Annotated in this window: 25 protein-coding genes; all 25 read left to right on the top strand. The window is 68.8% G+C overall.

Annotated features, from left to right (window positions below):
• Positions 1–2: 2 nt before the first annotated feature.
• The gene (gene rpsS, locus C1I92_RS06575; RefSeq protein ID WP_046772620.1) at positions 3–284 is read left to right on the top strand and encodes a 30S ribosomal protein S19; all 282 of its coding nucleotides are present in this window, start codon (positions 3–5) and stop codon (positions 282–284) included.
• 30 nt (positions 285–314) lie between these two features.
• The gene (gene rplV / locus C1I92_RS06570) at positions 315–680 is read left to right on the top strand and encodes a 50S ribosomal protein L22 (protein WP_111253869.1); all 366 of its coding nucleotides are present in this window, start codon (positions 315–317) and stop codon (positions 678–680) included.
• Positions 680–1,549 (top strand): 30S ribosomal protein S3, encoded by an 870-nt coding sequence (gene rpsC, locus C1I92_RS06565; RefSeq protein ID WP_111253868.1) that lies wholly within the window; start codon positions 680–682, stop codon positions 1,547–1,549. The genes rplV and rpsC overlap by 1 nt, the downstream gene beginning before the upstream one ends.
• 4 nt (positions 1,550–1,553) lie before the next feature.
• Positions 1,554–1,973, top strand: coding sequence for a 50S ribosomal protein L16 (gene rplP, locus C1I92_RS06560; protein ID WP_111253867.1), 420 nt, complete (start codon positions 1,554–1,556; stop codon positions 1,971–1,973).
• Positions 1,973–2,383: a 50S ribosomal protein L29 gene (gene rpmC / locus C1I92_RS35555; RefSeq protein ID WP_111253866.1), complete on the top strand. Its 411-nt coding sequence runs from the start codon at positions 1,973–1,975 to the stop codon at positions 2,381–2,383. The genes rplP and rpmC overlap by 1 nt, the downstream gene beginning before the upstream one ends.
• Complete coding sequence (gene rpsQ, locus C1I92_RS34805) at positions 2,380–2,697, top strand: 30S ribosomal protein S17 (RefSeq protein ID WP_111253865.1); 318 nt, start codon at positions 2,380–2,382, stop codon at positions 2,695–2,697. The genes rpmC and rpsQ overlap by 4 nt, the downstream gene beginning before the upstream one ends.
• 7 nt (positions 2,698–2,704) lie before the next feature.
• Positions 2,705–3,073: a 50S ribosomal protein L14 gene (gene rplN / locus C1I92_RS06545; protein WP_046772624.1), complete on the top strand. Its 369-nt coding sequence runs from the start codon at positions 2,705–2,707 to the stop codon at positions 3,071–3,073.
• A 3-nt stretch (positions 3,074–3,076) separates the two neighbouring features.
• A complete protein-coding gene (rplX, locus tag C1I92_RS06540) occupies positions 3,077–3,415 on the top strand; it encodes a 50S ribosomal protein L24 (RefSeq protein WP_111253864.1) in 339 nt (112 codons plus the stop codon).
• Positions 3,415–3,984 carry a 50S ribosomal protein L5 gene (gene rplE / locus C1I92_RS06535; RefSeq protein WP_111253863.1) on the top strand — a complete coding sequence of 190 codons (570 nt, stop codon included), beginning with the start codon at positions 3,415–3,417 and terminating at the stop codon, positions 3,982–3,984. The genes rplX and rplE overlap by 1 nt, the downstream gene beginning before the upstream one ends.
• A 1-nt stretch (position 3,985) precedes the next feature.
• Positions 3,986–4,171, top strand: a complete 186-nt coding sequence (locus C1I92_RS06530) for a type Z 30S ribosomal protein S14 (RefSeq protein WP_046772627.1) — start codon at positions 3,986–3,988, stop codon at positions 4,169–4,171.
• A gap of 73 nt (positions 4,172–4,244) precedes the next feature.
• The gene (gene rpsH, locus C1I92_RS06525) at positions 4,245–4,652 is read left to right on the top strand and encodes a 30S ribosomal protein S8 (RefSeq protein WP_069110670.1); all 408 of its coding nucleotides are present in this window, start codon (positions 4,245–4,247) and stop codon (positions 4,650–4,652) included.
• 19 nt (positions 4,653–4,671) lie between these two features.
• Complete coding sequence (gene rplF, locus C1I92_RS06520) at positions 4,672–5,211, top strand: 50S ribosomal protein L6 (protein ID WP_111253862.1); 540 nt, start codon at positions 4,672–4,674, stop codon at positions 5,209–5,211.
• Positions 5,212–5,214: 3 nt separating this feature from the next.
• Positions 5,215–5,598: a 50S ribosomal protein L18 gene (rplR, locus tag C1I92_RS06515; protein ID WP_111253861.1), complete on the top strand. Its 384-nt coding sequence runs from the start codon at positions 5,215–5,217 to the stop codon at positions 5,596–5,598.
• Positions 5,599–5,637: 39 nt separating this feature from the next.
• The gene (gene rpsE, locus C1I92_RS06510; RefSeq protein WP_111253860.1) at positions 5,638–6,258 is read left to right on the top strand and encodes a 30S ribosomal protein S5; all 621 of its coding nucleotides are present in this window, start codon (positions 5,638–5,640) and stop codon (positions 6,256–6,258) included.
• Positions 6,255–6,443 carry a 50S ribosomal protein L30 gene (rpmD, locus tag C1I92_RS06505; RefSeq protein ID WP_111253859.1) on the top strand — a complete coding sequence of 63 codons (189 nt, stop codon included), beginning with the start codon at positions 6,255–6,257 and terminating at the stop codon, positions 6,441–6,443. The genes rpsE and rpmD overlap by 4 nt, the downstream gene beginning before the upstream one ends.
• Complete coding sequence (gene rplO, locus C1I92_RS06500; RefSeq protein WP_111253858.1) at positions 6,440–6,889, top strand: 50S ribosomal protein L15; 450 nt, start codon at positions 6,440–6,442, stop codon at positions 6,887–6,889. Before rpmD ends, rplO begins: the two co-directional genes overlap by 4 nt.
• A 173-nt stretch (positions 6,890–7,062) precedes the next feature.
• Positions 7,063–8,367: a preprotein translocase subunit SecY gene (gene secY / locus C1I92_RS06495; protein ID WP_111253857.1), complete on the top strand. Its 1,305-nt coding sequence runs from the start codon at positions 7,063–7,065 to the stop codon at positions 8,365–8,367.
• Positions 8,364–8,945, top strand: coding sequence for an adenylate kinase (locus tag C1I92_RS06490; protein WP_233506870.1), 582 nt, complete (start codon positions 8,364–8,366; stop codon positions 8,943–8,945). The genes secY and C1I92_RS06490 overlap by 4 nt, the downstream gene beginning before the upstream one ends.
• Complete coding sequence (map, locus tag C1I92_RS06485) at positions 8,942–9,769, top strand: type I methionyl aminopeptidase (protein WP_325048132.1); 828 nt, start codon at positions 8,942–8,944, stop codon at positions 9,767–9,769. The genes C1I92_RS06490 and map overlap by 4 nt, the downstream gene beginning before the upstream one ends.
• Positions 9,770–9,849: 80 nt before the next feature.
• Entirely contained in the window at positions 9,850–10,311 is a 462-nt protein-coding gene (locus tag C1I92_RS06480) for a DUF1707 SHOCT-like domain-containing protein (RefSeq protein ID WP_111253854.1), read from the top strand.
• Between the two features lie 224 nt (positions 10,312–10,535).
• A complete protein-coding gene (gene infA, locus C1I92_RS06475; protein ID WP_026877474.1) occupies positions 10,536–10,757 on the top strand; it encodes a translation initiation factor IF-1 in 222 nt (73 codons plus the stop codon).
• A 67-nt stretch (positions 10,758–10,824) separates the two neighbouring features.
• Complete coding sequence (rpmJ, locus tag C1I92_RS06470) at positions 10,825–10,938, top strand: 50S ribosomal protein L36 (RefSeq protein WP_015883600.1); 114 nt, start codon at positions 10,825–10,827, stop codon at positions 10,936–10,938.
• Between the two features lie 169 nt (positions 10,939–11,107).
• Entirely contained in the window at positions 11,108–11,485 is a 378-nt protein-coding gene (rpsM, locus tag C1I92_RS06465) for a 30S ribosomal protein S13 (protein WP_069110663.1), read from the top strand.
• Between the two features lie 80 nt (positions 11,486–11,565).
• Positions 11,566–11,964 carry a 30S ribosomal protein S11 gene (gene rpsK, locus C1I92_RS06460; RefSeq protein ID WP_026877472.1) on the top strand — a complete coding sequence of 133 codons (399 nt, stop codon included), beginning with the start codon at positions 11,566–11,568 and terminating at the stop codon, positions 11,962–11,964.
• Positions 11,965–11,996: 32 nt separating this feature from the next.
• Positions 11,997–12,602, top strand: a complete 606-nt coding sequence (gene rpsD, locus C1I92_RS06455) for a 30S ribosomal protein S4 (protein ID WP_111253853.1) — start codon at positions 11,997–11,999, stop codon at positions 12,600–12,602.
• The last annotated feature ends 21 nt before the right edge of the window (positions 12,603–12,623 follow it).

The raw sequence follows: 12,623 nt of genomic DNA, 5'->3' as shown, positions 1-12,623 counted from the left end.
AGATGCCGCGCAGCCTGAAGAAGGGCCCCTTCGTCGACGAGCACCTGGCCAAGAAGGTCGATGCTCAGAACGAGAAGGGCACCAAGAACGTCATCAAGACCTGGTCCCGTCGCTCGATGATCGTGCCGGACATGATCGGCCACACCATCGCGGTGCACGACGGCCGCAAGCACGTGCCCGTGTTCGTGACCGAGGCGATGGTCGGGCACAAGCTCGGCGAGTTCGCCCCGACGCGCACGTTCAAGGGCCACGAGAAGGACGACCGCCGCGCCCGGCGCCGGTGACGTCCACCACGAAGTGACAGAGGAGTAACGATGGAAGCCAGGGCTCAGGCGCGGTTCGTCCGCGTGACGCCCATGAAGGCGCGCCGTGTGGTGGACCTGATCCGTGGGATGGACGCGGACGAGGCCTCGGCGCTGCTGCGGTTCGCACCGCAGGCGGCCGCCGAGCCGGTGCGCAAGGTGCTCGAGAGCGCCATCGCGAACGCCGACGACCTCGCGGGCACGCCGCGCGAGACGCTGGTCATCGCGCAGGCGTACGTCGATGACGGCCCGACCATGAAGCGGTTCCGCCCGCGCGCCCATGGTCGCGCGAGCCGCATCAACAAGCGGACGTGCCACATCACGGTGATCGTCGACGACAAGGCGTCGATCGCTGCACTGAAGGGAGGGGCCCGCTAGTGGGTCAGAAGATCAACCCGCACGGGTTCCGGCTGGGCATTTCCACCGATCACAAGAGCCGGTGGTTCGCCGACAGCACGACCCAGGGTCAGCGCTACCGCGACTACATCGCCGAGGACGTCGCCATCCGCAAGCTGATGACCGACGGCATGGAGCGCGCCGGCATCTCGCACGTCGACATCGAGCGGACGCGTGACCGCGTGCGCGTCGACATCCACACCGCCCGGCCGGGCATCGTCATCGGCCGTCGTGGCGTGGGCGCGGACCGGCTGCGCTCGGAGCTGGAGAAGCTCACCGGCAAGCAGGTCCAGATGAACGTCCTCGAGGTGAAGCAGCCCGAGATCGACGCTCAGCTGGTCGCGCAGGGCGTGGCCGAGCAGCTGTCGGCTCGCGTGGCGTTCCGCCGCGCGATGCGCAAGGCGCTGCAGACCACGATGCGTGCCGGCGCCAAGGGCGTCCGGATCCAGTGCTCGGGCCGTCTCGGCGGCGCCGAGATGAGCCGCTCGGAGTTCTACCGCGAGGGCCGGGTCCCGCTGCACACGCTGCGCGCCGACGTCGACTACGGCTTCTACGAGGCCCGCACCACCTTCGGCCGGATCGGTGTGAAGGTGTGGATCTACAAGGGTGACGTGAGCGGCTCGCGCGCCGAGCGCGCCGCTGAGCAGGCCGCGCAGGCCCGCGCTCAGCAGTCGCGCGGTGGCGGCGGCGGCCGCGATGACCGCCGTGGCGGTCGTCCCGAGCGCCGCCGGCCGGGTGGCCGCGGCGACCGCGACAACGCTCCTGCCACCCAGGCCGCTCCGGCCGAGGCGACCGCGCCCCAGGCGCCGGCCGCCGACACCGCGGCGACCACGACGGGCCAGGAGGGTTGAGATCATGCTGATCCCTCGCAAGGTGAAGCACCGCAAGCAGCACCACCCGCGGCGTCGCGGCATGGCCAAGGGCGGCACGTCGCTGGCCTTCGGCGAGTACGGCATCCAGGCGGTCGAGGGCCACTACGTGACCAACCGCCAGATCGAGGCCGCTCGTATCGCCATCACCCGGCACATCCGTCGTGGCGGCAAGGTGTGGATCAACATCTACCCGGACCGTCCGCTGACGAAGAAGCCGGCCGAGACCCGCATGGGCTCCGGCAAGGGTTCGCCGGAGTGGTGGATCGCCAACGTGAAGCCGGGCCGGGTCATGTTCGAGCTCTCGTTCCCGAACGAGACCGTGGCTCGCGAGGCACTGACGCGCGCGATCCACAAGCTCCCGATGAAGGCGCGCATCATCAAGCGCGAGGCAGGTGACTTCTGATGGCGATCGGTACGAAGAACCTCGACGCCGTGTCGCTGCGCGACCGCTCGGACGACGAACTGGTCGAGGAGCTGCAGAAGGCCAAGGAGTCGCTGTTCAACCTGCGATTCCAGGGCGCCACCGGTCAGTTGGAGAGCCACGGCCGGCTGAAGGCCGTTCGTCGCGACATCGCGCGGATCTACACGATCATGCGCGAGCGCGAGCTGGGCATCGTCGCCGTCGTGGCGGCGCCGGCCGAGCCGAAGGCCGAGAAGGCCGAGGCCAAGGCCGAGCCGAAGAAGGCGCCGGCGAAGAAGGCCGCGGCCAAGAAGGCCGAGGACGACGCCGCCGAGGCGCCGAAGAAGGCCGCGCCGCGCAAGCGGACGACCAAGAAGGCCGCCGCCTCGAGCGATGAGGACGGTGCCGAGTGAGCCCCGCGAACAAGGAAGAAAACGTGACCGAGAGCCCGAAGTCCACCGGGAACGCCCCGGGTGGCCGTGGCTACCGCAAGACCCGCCAGGGCGTGGTGGTCAGCGACAAGATGGACAAGACCGTCGTCGTCACCGTCGAGGACCGCTTCAAGCACCCGCTCTACGGCAAGGTCGTGCGTCGGTCGAGCAAGCTGAAGGCCCACGACGAGCAGAACACCGCCGGCATCGGCGACCGCGTCCTGCTCATGGAGACCCGACCGCTGTCGGCCACGAAGCGCTGGCGCGTCGTGGAGATCCTCGAGAAGGCGAAGTAGGAGCGACATGATTCAGCAGGAGTCGCGGCTGCGGGTCGCCGACAACACCGGTGCCAAGGAGCTCTTGTGCATCCGCGTGCTCGGCGGCTCCGGCCGGCGATACGCGGGCATCGGCGATGTCATCGTGGCCACCGTCAAGGACGCCATTCCCGGCGGCGCGGTCAAGAAGGGCGACGTCGTCAAGGCCGTGGTCGTGCGGACCGTGAAGGAGCGCCGCCGTCCGGACGGCTCCTACATCCGCTTCGACGAGAACGCGGCCGTCATCATCAGGGACGGCGGGGACCCGCGCGGGACGCGCATCTTCGGCCCCGTCGGTCGTGAGCTGCGGGACAAGCGCTTCATGCGCATCATCTCGCTCGCTCCGGAGGTGTTGTGAGGCATGAAGATCAAAAAGGGTGACAAGGTCATCGTCATCGCCGGCAAGGACAAGGGCCTGGTGGGCAAGGTCATCGCGGCCTACCCGCGCCAGGAGCGTGTCCTCGTCGAGGGCGTCAACCGCATCACCAAGCACCAGAAGCCGACCCAGACGGCGCGCGGCACGCAGCAGTCCGGTGGGATCATCCACCAGGAGGCGCCGATCCACGTCTCGAACGTGATGATCGCCGTCGACGCCGACGTGGACGGCAAGAAGAAGACGGTGGGCACCCGGGTCGGGTACCGCATCGACGACAACGGCAACAAGGTCCGGTTCGCCAAGCGCACCGGTGAGGACATCTGATGACCACCACCACTGAGACCCGCGCCCTGCCGCGGCTCAAGCAGCGCTACCGCGACGAGATCGTGGCCGCGCTGCGCGAGCAGTTCCAGATCGCGAACGTCATGCAGGTGCCGACGGTGACCAAGGTCGTCGTCAACATGGGTGTCGGCGAGGCCGCGCGCGACGCGAAGCTGATCGAGGGCGCCGTCACCGACCTCGCGGCCATCACCGGCCAGCGGCCGACGGTCACCAAGGCCCGCAAGTCCATCGCGCAGTTCAAGCTGCGCGAGGGCATGCCGATCGGCGCGCACGCGACGCTGCGCGGCGACCGCATGTGGGAGTTCCTGGACCGCCTGGTCACCATCGCGCTGCCGCGCATCCGGGACTTCCGTGGCCTGTCGGGCAAGCAGTTCGACGGCAACGGGAACTACACGTTCGGCCTCAACGAGCAGTCGATGTTCCACGAGATCGACCAGGACCGGATCGACCGCGTCCGCGGCATGGACATCACGGTCGTCACGACGGCGACCAACGACGACCAGGGTCGGGCGCTGCTCAAGCTGCTCGGTTTCCCGTTCAAGGAGAACTGACGTGGCGAAGAAGGCTCTTGTCATCAAGGCGGCGCGCAAGCCGAAGTTCGCGGTGCGCGCGTACACCCGGTGCCAGAAGTGCGGCCGTCCGCACTCGGTGTACCGCAAGTTCGGGCTGTGCCGAGTGTGCCTGCGTGAGATGGCGCACCGCGGCGAGCTGCCGGGCATTACGAAGTCCAGCTGGTAACCCCGAACCCCAGACCCACTGTTCGTCGTAGGTCCGCCCAGCGGAAACCACGACGGGAAAGCGGCAACCACACATGACCATGACCGACCCGATCGCAGACATGCTCACCCGTCTGCGCAACGCCAACACGGCGCACCACGACACCGTGGCGATGCCGCACAGCAAGATCAAGGTGAACATCGCCGAGATCCTCAAGCAGCAGGGCTACATCGCGGGCTTCTCCGTGCGTGAGCCGGCCGAGGACCAGGTGGGCAAGACGCTCGAGCTCACGCTGAAGTACGGCCCGTCCCGGGAGCGCTCGATCGCCGGCATCCGCCGCGTCAGCAAGCCGGGCCTGCGGGTCTACGCGAAGGCCACCAACATGCCGCGCGTGCTCGGCGGGCTGGGCGTCGCCATCATCTCCACGTCGCAGGGTCTGCTCACTGGGCAGGCGGCGGCGAAGCAGGGCGTGGGCGGGGAAGTCCTCGCCTACGTCTGGTAACGGGAAGGAGCGAACACTCATGTCGCGTATCGGCAAGCTCCCGATCCCCGTTCCCTCGGGCGTCGATGTCGCCATCGACGGCCGCGCGGTCACGGTCAAGGGCCCCAAGGGCACGCTGAACCACACGCTGCCCGAGGTCATCGACGTCGAGCGGGGTGACGACGGCACGCTGCAGGTCGTCCGCCCCGACGACGAGCGCGAGAGCCGGGCGCTGCACGGCCTCACGCGCACGCTCGTGGCCAACATGGTCACCGGCGTCACCGAGGGCTACGTCAAGAAGCTCGAGATCGTCGGCGTCGGCTACCGCGTCACGGCCAAGGGCCAGAACCTCGAGTTCGCGCTCGGCTTCAGCCACCCGGTCGTCGTCGAGCCGCCCGAGGGCATCACGTTCGCCGTCGAGTCGCCCACCCGCTTCTCGGTGCAGGGCATCGACAAGCAGAAGGTCGGCGAGACCGCGGCGAACATCCGCAAGATCCGCAAGCCCGAGCCGTACAAGGGCAAGGGTGTGCGCTACGAAGGCGAGCACGTCCGGCGCAAGGTCGGAAAGGCTGGGAAGTAAGACATGGGCATCGCGATCAATCGCCACATCAAGAAGGGCGACAAGCGAGTTGCGCGCGACCGCCGGCACCTGCGGGTCCGGAAGAAGGTCACGGGCACGGCCGAGCGGCCGCGCCTGGTCGTCACCCGGTCGCTGCGGCACATGGTGGTCCAGGTCGTCGACGACGCCACCGGCCGCACCCTGGCCTCGGCCACCAGCATGGAGGCCGACCTGCGTTCGCTCGACGGCGACAAGACCGCCAAGGCGCGCCGCGTCGGCGAGCTGATCGCCGACCGGGCCAAGGCGGCCGGCGTCGAGGCCGTGGTCTTCGACCGCGGCGGTAACCAGTACCACGGCCGGGTGGCCGCGGTGGCGGAGGGCGCCCGCGAGGGCGGCCTGAAGCTCTGACCGGCGACACAGAAATTCTCGAGAGGATAGAGGGACATCATGGCTGAACCCCAGCGCCGCGGTGGCGGTGCCGGTGGCGAGCGCCGCGATCGTCGTGACCGTCGCGATCGCGACAACCGTCGCGGCGACGGCGGTGCGGACAAGACCAACTACATCGAGACCGTGGTCGCCATCAACCGCGTCGCCAAGGTCGTTCAGGGTGGCCGGCGCTTCAGCTTCACCGCTCTGGTCGTCGTCGGCGACGGCGACGGCACCGTGGGCGTCGGCTACGGCAAGGCCAAGGAGGTGCCCTCGGCGATCGCCAAGGGCGTCGAGGAGGCCAAGAAGCAGTTCTTCAAGGTGCCGCGGATCCAGGGCACCATCCCGCACCCCGTGCAGGGTGAGAAGGCTGCCGGCGTCGTGCTGCTCCGTCCGGCCTCGCCCGGTACCGGCGTCATCGCCGGTGGCCCGGTGCGCGCCGTGCTGGAGGCCGCGGGCGTCCACGACGTGCTGAGCAAGTCGCTCGGCTCGTCCAACGCGATCAACATCGTGCACGCCACGGTGGAGGCGCTGAAGTCGCTGGAGCGTCCGGAGCAGGTGGCGGCCCGCCGCGGCCTGCCGCTGGAGGACGTCGCCCCGGCCGCGCTGCTGCGCGCCCAGGCCGCGGGAGCGTCGGCATGAGCCAGCTGAAGGTGCGTCAGATCAAGAGCCCGATCGGCGGCACGTCGTCGCAGCGCAACACCCTGCGCTCGCTCGGCCTGAAGCGGATCGGCCACGAGGTCGTCAAGGAGGACCGCCCTGAGATCCGGGGCATGGTCAAGACGGTGGCGCACCTGGTCACCGTCGAGGAGGTCGAAGAGGCATGAGCAACTCGCCGCTGAAGCCGCACCACCTGCGGCCGGCCCCCGGCGCCAAGACCCCGAAGACCCGTGTGGGTCGCGGTGAGGCGTCGAAGGGCAAGACCGCGGGCCGCGGCACCAAGGGCACGAAGGCCCGCTACCAGGTTCCGGCCCGGTTCGAGGGTGGGCAGATGCCGCTGCACATGCGGCTGCCGAAGCTGAAGGGGTTCAAGAACCCGTTCCGCGTTCAGTTCCAGGTCGTGAACCTGGACAAGCTGTCGGCCCTCTTCCCGGAGGGCGGGGACGTCACCGTCGACGACCTCGTGGCCAAGGGCGCTGTGCGGGCCGGCCAGCCGGTCAAGGTTCTGGGCACCGGTGAGATCACCGTTGCGCTGCGAGTGAACGCCAACGCGTTCTCCGGCAGCGCGAAGGAGAAGATCACCGCTGCTGGGGGCACCGTCACCGAGGTGTAGGAGTCCCGCACCGGTGAGCTCGAACGGTTTCGAGAGCGTCCTGCCGTCTTACCAGGCGGCAGGCGCTTTCGGTCGTTCGGACCCGGCGGTGTTACCGTCTGTTCCGTCCGTACCACCGCGCCGGCTTCGACCCTGTGGTCGTCTCCGCCGTCGGCCACGCAGGAGGCCTTGAAGTGCTCAGAGTGTTCGCGCAGGCGTTCCGTACGCCTGACCTGCGCCAGAAGTTGCTGTTCACACTGGGCATCATCGCGATCTTCCGCGTCGGCTCGGTTCTGCCCACGCCCGGTGTCGACGTCCCGGCGGTACGGACCTGTGTGGACCTCGCCGGCAACGAGGGCATCTACGGGATGCTCAACCTGTTCTCCGGCGGCGCGATGCTGCAGCTCGCGGTGTTCGCGCTCGGCATCATCCCGTACATCACCGCCAGCATCATCCTGCAACTGCTGACAGTCGTCATCCCGCGCATCGAGGCGTTGCGCAAGGAAGGCGCGTCCGGGCAGGCGCAGATCACGCAGTACACCCGCTACCTCACCATCGGCCTGGCGCTGCTGCAGGCGACCACCATCGTCACGCTGGCCCGCCGCGGGCAGTTCTTCCCGAACTGCCCCGAGGAGGTGCTGCAGGACGACTCGCTCACCACCGCCGCGATCATGATCATCGTGATGACGGCCGGCACCGGCCTGGTCATGTGGCTGGGCGAGCTGATCACCGACCGCGGCGTCGGCAACGGCATGTCGCTGCTGATCTTCACCCAGATCGTCGCGAGCGTGCCGAGCATGTTCTGGAGCATCCAGACCAGCCGCGGCTGGGGCGTCTTCGGCCTGGTCGTCGTGGTCGCGCTCATCGTCGTCGCGCTCATCGTCTTCGTCGAGCAGGCGCAGCGGCGCATCCCGGTCCAGTACGCCAAGCGGATGGTCGGTCGGCGGATGTACGGCGGCTCGGCCACGTACATCCCACTCAAGATCAACCAGGCCGGCGTCATCCCGGTCATCTTCGCCTCGTCGCTGCTCTACATCCCGCTCCTGGCGGCGCAGTTCAACGCGACGTCGAGCTGGGCGCTGTGGATCCAGGACAACTTCACCCGCGGCACCCACCCCGCCTATATCGCGGCGTACTTCCTGCTGATCGTCGGGTTCGCGTTCTTCTACGTGTCCATCACGTTCAACCCGAAGGACATCTCCGACAACATGAAGCGCTACGGCGGCTTCGTGCCGGGCATCCGCGCCGGCCGGGCCACCGAGGAATACCTGGCCTACGTGCTCAACCGCATCACGTCGGCCGGCGCCATCTACCTGGCGCTCGTGGCGCTCCTGCCACTGCTGGCCTTCAACGTGCTGAACCCCAGCGATGGCGGCCAGACGTTCAACAACATGTTCGGCGGCACCTCCATCCTGATCATGGTCGGTGTCGGCCTGCAGACCGTGCAGCAGATCGAGAGCCAGCTGCAGCAGCGCAACTACGAGGGGTTCTTGCGGTGACGCGACTGTTGATCATGGGCCCGCCGGGCGCGGGCAAGGGCACGCAGGCCGAGCTGGTGGCGAAGCGGTTCGCCGTGCCGGCCATCTCCACCGGCGACATCTTCCGGTCGAACATCGCCGCCGAGACCGAGCTGGGCCTGCGGGTGCAGCCGTACATCGGTCCCGGTCTCTACGTGCCGGACGAGCTGACCAACGAGGTGGTCCGCGACCGTCTCACTCAGCCCGACGTCGCCGACGGCTTCCTGCTCGACGGCTACCCGCGCACGCTGGCGCAGGTCGACTTCCTCGACAAGGTGCTGGCCGAGCAGGGCCACGAGCTCGACCACGTCATCGTGCTCAAGGTGGATGTCGACGAGGTCGTCAGGCGGCTGCACGAGCGGGCACTCAAGGAGGGTCGTGAGGACGACACCCCCGAGACCATCCGCAGCCGCCAGGAGCTCTATCTGGAGCAGACCGCGCCGCTGATCGCCGTCTACCGCGACCGCGGCCTGGTCTTCGAGGTCGACGGACTCGGGTCCGTCGACGAGGTGCAGCAGCGGGTGGCCGACGCGATCGAGCAGCCGCCGCAGCTGCACTGAGCCCCGCGGGAGCCACCATCGAGATCAAGTCGCCGGAGCAGCTGGCCGGCATGCGCGCGGCCGGGCTGGTCGTCGCCGAGATCCACGAGGTGATGCGCGCCGCCATCGTGCCCGGCGCCACCCCGCAGGACCTCGACGCGATCGCCCGCCGCGAGCTGGCCGCCCGCGGCGCCACGTCGAACTTCCTCGGCTACGGCGGCTTCCCGGCCACCGTCTGCGTCTCCGTCAACGACGTCGTCGTCCACGGGATCCCCGACGCCACGCCGTTCGACGAGGGCGACATCGTCTCGCTCGACTTCGGCGCCGTCCTCGACGGCTGGCACGGCGACGCCGCCGTCACCGTCCCGGTCGGCCCGGTGCCGGAGCCGGTCGCGAGGCTGCTCGACGACTGCGAGGACGCGCTGTGGTCCGGCATCGCCGCCATGACGGCCGGGCGCCGGGTGCGCGACATCGGCACCGCGATCGAGCAGACCATCGAGTCGCGCGGCGACTACGGGATCGTCGAGGAGTACGGCGGCCACGGCATCGGCACGGCCATGCACATGGACCCGCACGTGATGAACTACCGCACCCGTCAGCGCGGCCCGAAGCTGGTGCCCGGCCTCTGCCTCGCCGTCGAGCCGATGATCACCATGGGCGGCCCCGAGACGCATGTCCTCGACGACGAGTGGACCGTCAAGACCGACGACGGCTCGTGGGCCGCGCACTTCGAGCACAGCATCGCCGTCACCCCGGACGGCCCCTGGGTCCTCACCGCCCTCGACGGCGGCGCCGAGCGGCTGACGGCGCTGGGTGTTCCGGCCGCCGCCGCCCACCGCGGCTGACGCACCGGGGGACGGCCCGGGGTCGAACTGGGGGGTTACCCCGATAGGCGGACCCGGCGGGGCGGCGGATACTGGAGCGCATGGGAGCCGAGCGGTTCGAGATGCGCGCCAGCGACGCAGACCGCGATCGCGTGGCCGAGATCCTGCGCGACGCGCACGGGGAGGGCCGGCTGAGCCAGGACGAGCTGCTCATCCGGGTCGAGACGACCTACTCCGCCAAGACCTATCAGGACCTGGACCGGGTCATCGCGGACCTGCCGGTGCGCCGCCAGCCGGCCGGGCTGATCCCGCGCCCGCTGTCCGCGCCGCGCCCCGCAGCCAAGCGGACCGGACGCCGCGTCGCACGCCGTCTGCTGACCGGCGCATGGTGGTTCTACGGCATCGTCGTGGCCATCAACCTCATGGTGTGGCTGCTGGTGCTCATCGGCGGCGGCGTCGACGCGCCGTACTTCTGGCCGATCTGGGTGGCCGGGCCCTGGGGCGTCATGCTCGGCGGCCTCGAGCTGGCCTACCGGGCCGGCGAGACACGCGCGTCACGCTGACCTCGCGGGTCGCCTTGCGGCACACGATTGGCCTCTGATAGGCCCGGTGCCGTACAATTTCTGGTCGGCCCACTGTGGCCTGTTTCGTTGTGCCCTGCGGCTGGTCCGCGGTCGTCTCGATCAAGGACAAGGGCGCACGTGACAGCTCGCCGCTCGTCCCTCCCAGGACTCCCAGCGGTGTGGTGTGCCGAGCTGGAAGACGACGACGAAGAAGTGCGGAGGACATGCCCAAGAAGGACGGGGTCATCGAGATCGAGGGCACCGTGACCGAGGCTCTCCCGAACGCCATGTTCAGGGTGGAGCTCTCCAACGGTCACAAGGTGCTCGCCCACATTTCTGGCAAGATGCGCCAGCACTACATCCGGATCCTCCCCGAGGACCGCGTGGTGGTGGAGCTCAGCCCGTACGACTTGACCCGCGGTCGCATCGTCTACCGCTACAAGTAACCACGACCTCTGCCGGCGGCTTCGGCCTGTTCCGAACTCTCGGCACACGTCAACGAAAGAGTCCCCGATGAAGGTCAAGCCGAGCGTCAAGCCGATCTGCGACAAGTGCAAGGTGATCCGCCGTCACGGCCGGGTCATGGTGATCTGCGAGAACCTGCGTCACAAGCAGCGTCAGGGCTGATCACCGGGCACCGCTCGCCCGGACACAACTGAATACCCAGGACAACGCACCTGCACCCCTGCCTATAAGCGACAGGGACCACCCCCGGGCGGAGGCCGGGGCTCGGCGGAACGAACCGCCGGGACGCGGTGCGTCAGACACCTCCGCGAAACGAAGTGAGGAACACCGCATGGCACGCCTCGTTGGCGTCGACCTCCCGCGCGACAAGCGCCTGGAGGTAGCTCTCACCTACATCTTCGGCATCGGCCGCACCCGAGCGCTGGAGACGCTGAAGGAGACGGGCGTGAGCCCGGACATCCGCGTCAAGGACCTCGGCGACGAGGAGCTGGTCAAGCTCCGCGACTGGATCGAGGCCAACTACCAGATCGAGGGCGACCTGCGCCGCGAGGTGCAGAGCGACATCCGCCGCAAGATCGAGATCGGTAGCTATCAGGGCATCCGGCACCGCCGCGGGCTCCCCGTCCGTGGTCAGCGCACTCACACGAATGCCCGTACCCGCAAGGGTCGGAAGAAGACCGTCGCCGGCAAGAAGAAGGCCGGCAAGTGAGTGCCGCGACGGCGCCATCGTCGCCGTCGCGAGCAGCCAACCGCTGACCTCAGAAGCTTTCGGACAGGAGTACCGCACACATGCCACCCGCCAAGGGCCGCCAGACCAAGGTGCGCCGCAAGGAGAAGAAGAACGTCGCTCATGGTGTCGCGCACATCAAGAGCACGTTCAACAACACGATCGTCTCGATCACCGACCCCCAGGGCAACGTGATCGCGTGGGCCAGCGCCGGCCAGGTCGGCTTCAAGGGCTCGCGTAAGTCGACGCCGTTCGCCGCGCAGATGGCCGCCGAGGCGGCCGCCCGCCGTGCCCAGGAGCACGGCATGCGCAAGGTCGACGTGTTCGTCAAGGGCCCGGGCTCGGGCCGGGAGACCGCGATTCGCTCGCTGCAGGCCGTCGGCCTCGAGGTCGGTTCGATTTCGGACGTGACCCCGCAGGCGCACAACGGCTGCCGTCCGCCGAAGCGCCGCCGCGTCTGACCCGCCGAGACCTCGAGGAGAACTGATCCACCATGGCCCGTTACACCGGCCCACTCACGAAGAAGTCGCGTCGCCTCGGCGTCGACCTGATCGGTGAGGACAAGGCGTACGAGCGCCGTCCTTACCCGCCCGGCCAGCACGGCCGCGGCCGGCAGAAGGAGAGCGAGTACCGCCTCCAGCTGCACGAGAAGCAGAAGGCGCGCTACACCTACGGCGTCCTGGAGAAGCAGTTCCGCCGCTACTACGAGGAGGCCAACCGTCGCCAGGGTCGCACCGGTGACGTCCTCCTGCAGCTGCTGGAGTCGCGCCTGGACAACGTCATCTACCGGTCGGGCCTGGCTCGCACCCGCCGCCACGCCCGTCAGCTGGTCGTCCACGGCCACTTCACGGTCAACGGCCGCAAGGTGAACGTGCCGTCCTACCAGGTGGCGCTGCACGACGTCATCGACGTGCGGGAGAAGTCCCGTGAGACGACGCCGTTCATCATCGCCCGCGAGACCCACGGCGACCGTCCGGTCCCCGCGTGGCTCGAGGTGATCCCGAACCAGCTGCGCGTGCTGGTCCACCAGCTCCCGTCCCGGCAGCAGATCGACACGCCGGTGCAGGAGCAGCTCATCGTCGAGTTCTACTCGAAGTAGTCCGCACCATCGCCGTGGCCG

It is taken from the genome of Jiangella anatolica (assembly GCF_003236295.1).
Classification (GTDB): Bacteria; Actinomycetota; Actinomycetes; order Jiangellales; family Jiangellaceae; genus Jiangella; species Jiangella anatolica.
Note: the sequence above shows the minus strand (reverse complement) of the source record. Positions and strands in the feature narration are given on the sequence as shown.

Excerpts from the sequence above, each read along its gene's own strand:
- rpsE (WP_111253860.1), top strand. The coding sequence starts at position 5,638 with ATGGCTGAACCCCAGCGCCGCGGTGGCGGTGCCGGTGGCGAGCGCCGC.
- rpsH (WP_069110670.1), top strand. The coding sequence starts at position 4,245 with ATGACCATGACCGACCCGATCGCAGACATGCTCACCCGTCTGCGCAAC.
- rplE (WP_111253863.1), top strand. The coding sequence starts at position 3,415 with ATGACCACCACCACTGAGACCCGCGCCCTGCCGCGGCTCAAGCAGCGC.
- rpsS (WP_046772620.1), top strand. The coding sequence starts at position 3 with ATGCCGCGCAGCCTGAAGAAGGGCCCCTTCGTCGACGAGCACCTGGCC.
- rplN (WP_046772624.1), top strand. The coding sequence starts at position 2,705 with ATGATTCAGCAGGAGTCGCGGCTGCGGGTCGCCGACAACACCGGTGCC.
- rpmJ (WP_015883600.1), top strand. The coding sequence starts at position 10,825 with ATGAAGGTCAAGCCGAGCGTCAAGCCGATCTGCGACAAGTGCAAGGTG.
- infA (WP_026877474.1), top strand. The coding sequence starts at position 10,536 with ATGCCCAAGAAGGACGGGGTCATCGAGATCGAGGGCACCGTGACCGAG.
- rpsM (WP_069110663.1), top strand. The coding sequence starts at position 11,108 with ATGGCACGCCTCGTTGGCGTCGACCTCCCGCGCGACAAGCGCCTGGAG.
- rplV (WP_111253869.1), top strand. The coding sequence starts at position 315 with ATGGAAGCCAGGGCTCAGGCGCGGTTCGTCCGCGTGACGCCCATGAAG.
- rpsD (WP_111253853.1), top strand. The coding sequence starts at position 11,997 with ATGGCCCGTTACACCGGCCCACTCACGAAGAAGTCGCGTCGCCTCGGC.
- rplO (WP_111253858.1), top strand. The coding sequence starts at position 6,440 with ATGAGCAACTCGCCGCTGAAGCCGCACCACCTGCGGCCGGCCCCCGGC.
- rpsK (WP_026877472.1), top strand. The coding sequence starts at position 11,566 with ATGCCACCCGCCAAGGGCCGCCAGACCAAGGTGCGCCGCAAGGAGAAG.
- rplP (WP_111253867.1), top strand. The coding sequence starts at position 1,554 with ATGCTGATCCCTCGCAAGGTGAAGCACCGCAAGCAGCACCACCCGCGG.
- C1I92_RS06480 (WP_111253854.1), top strand. The coding sequence starts at position 9,850 with ATGGGAGCCGAGCGGTTCGAGATGCGCGCCAGCGACGCAGACCGCGAT.
- rpmC (WP_111253866.1), top strand. The coding sequence starts at position 1,973 with ATGGCGATCGGTACGAAGAACCTCGACGCCGTGTCGCTGCGCGACCGC.
- rplF (WP_111253862.1), top strand. The coding sequence starts at position 4,672 with ATGTCGCGTATCGGCAAGCTCCCGATCCCCGTTCCCTCGGGCGTCGAT.
- rpmD (WP_111253859.1), top strand. The coding sequence starts at position 6,255 with ATGAGCCAGCTGAAGGTGCGTCAGATCAAGAGCCCGATCGGCGGCACG.
- rplR (WP_111253861.1), top strand. The coding sequence starts at position 5,215 with ATGGGCATCGCGATCAATCGCCACATCAAGAAGGGCGACAAGCGAGTT.
- rplX (WP_111253864.1), top strand. The coding sequence starts at position 3,077 with ATGAAGATCAAAAAGGGTGACAAGGTCATCGTCATCGCCGGCAAGGAC.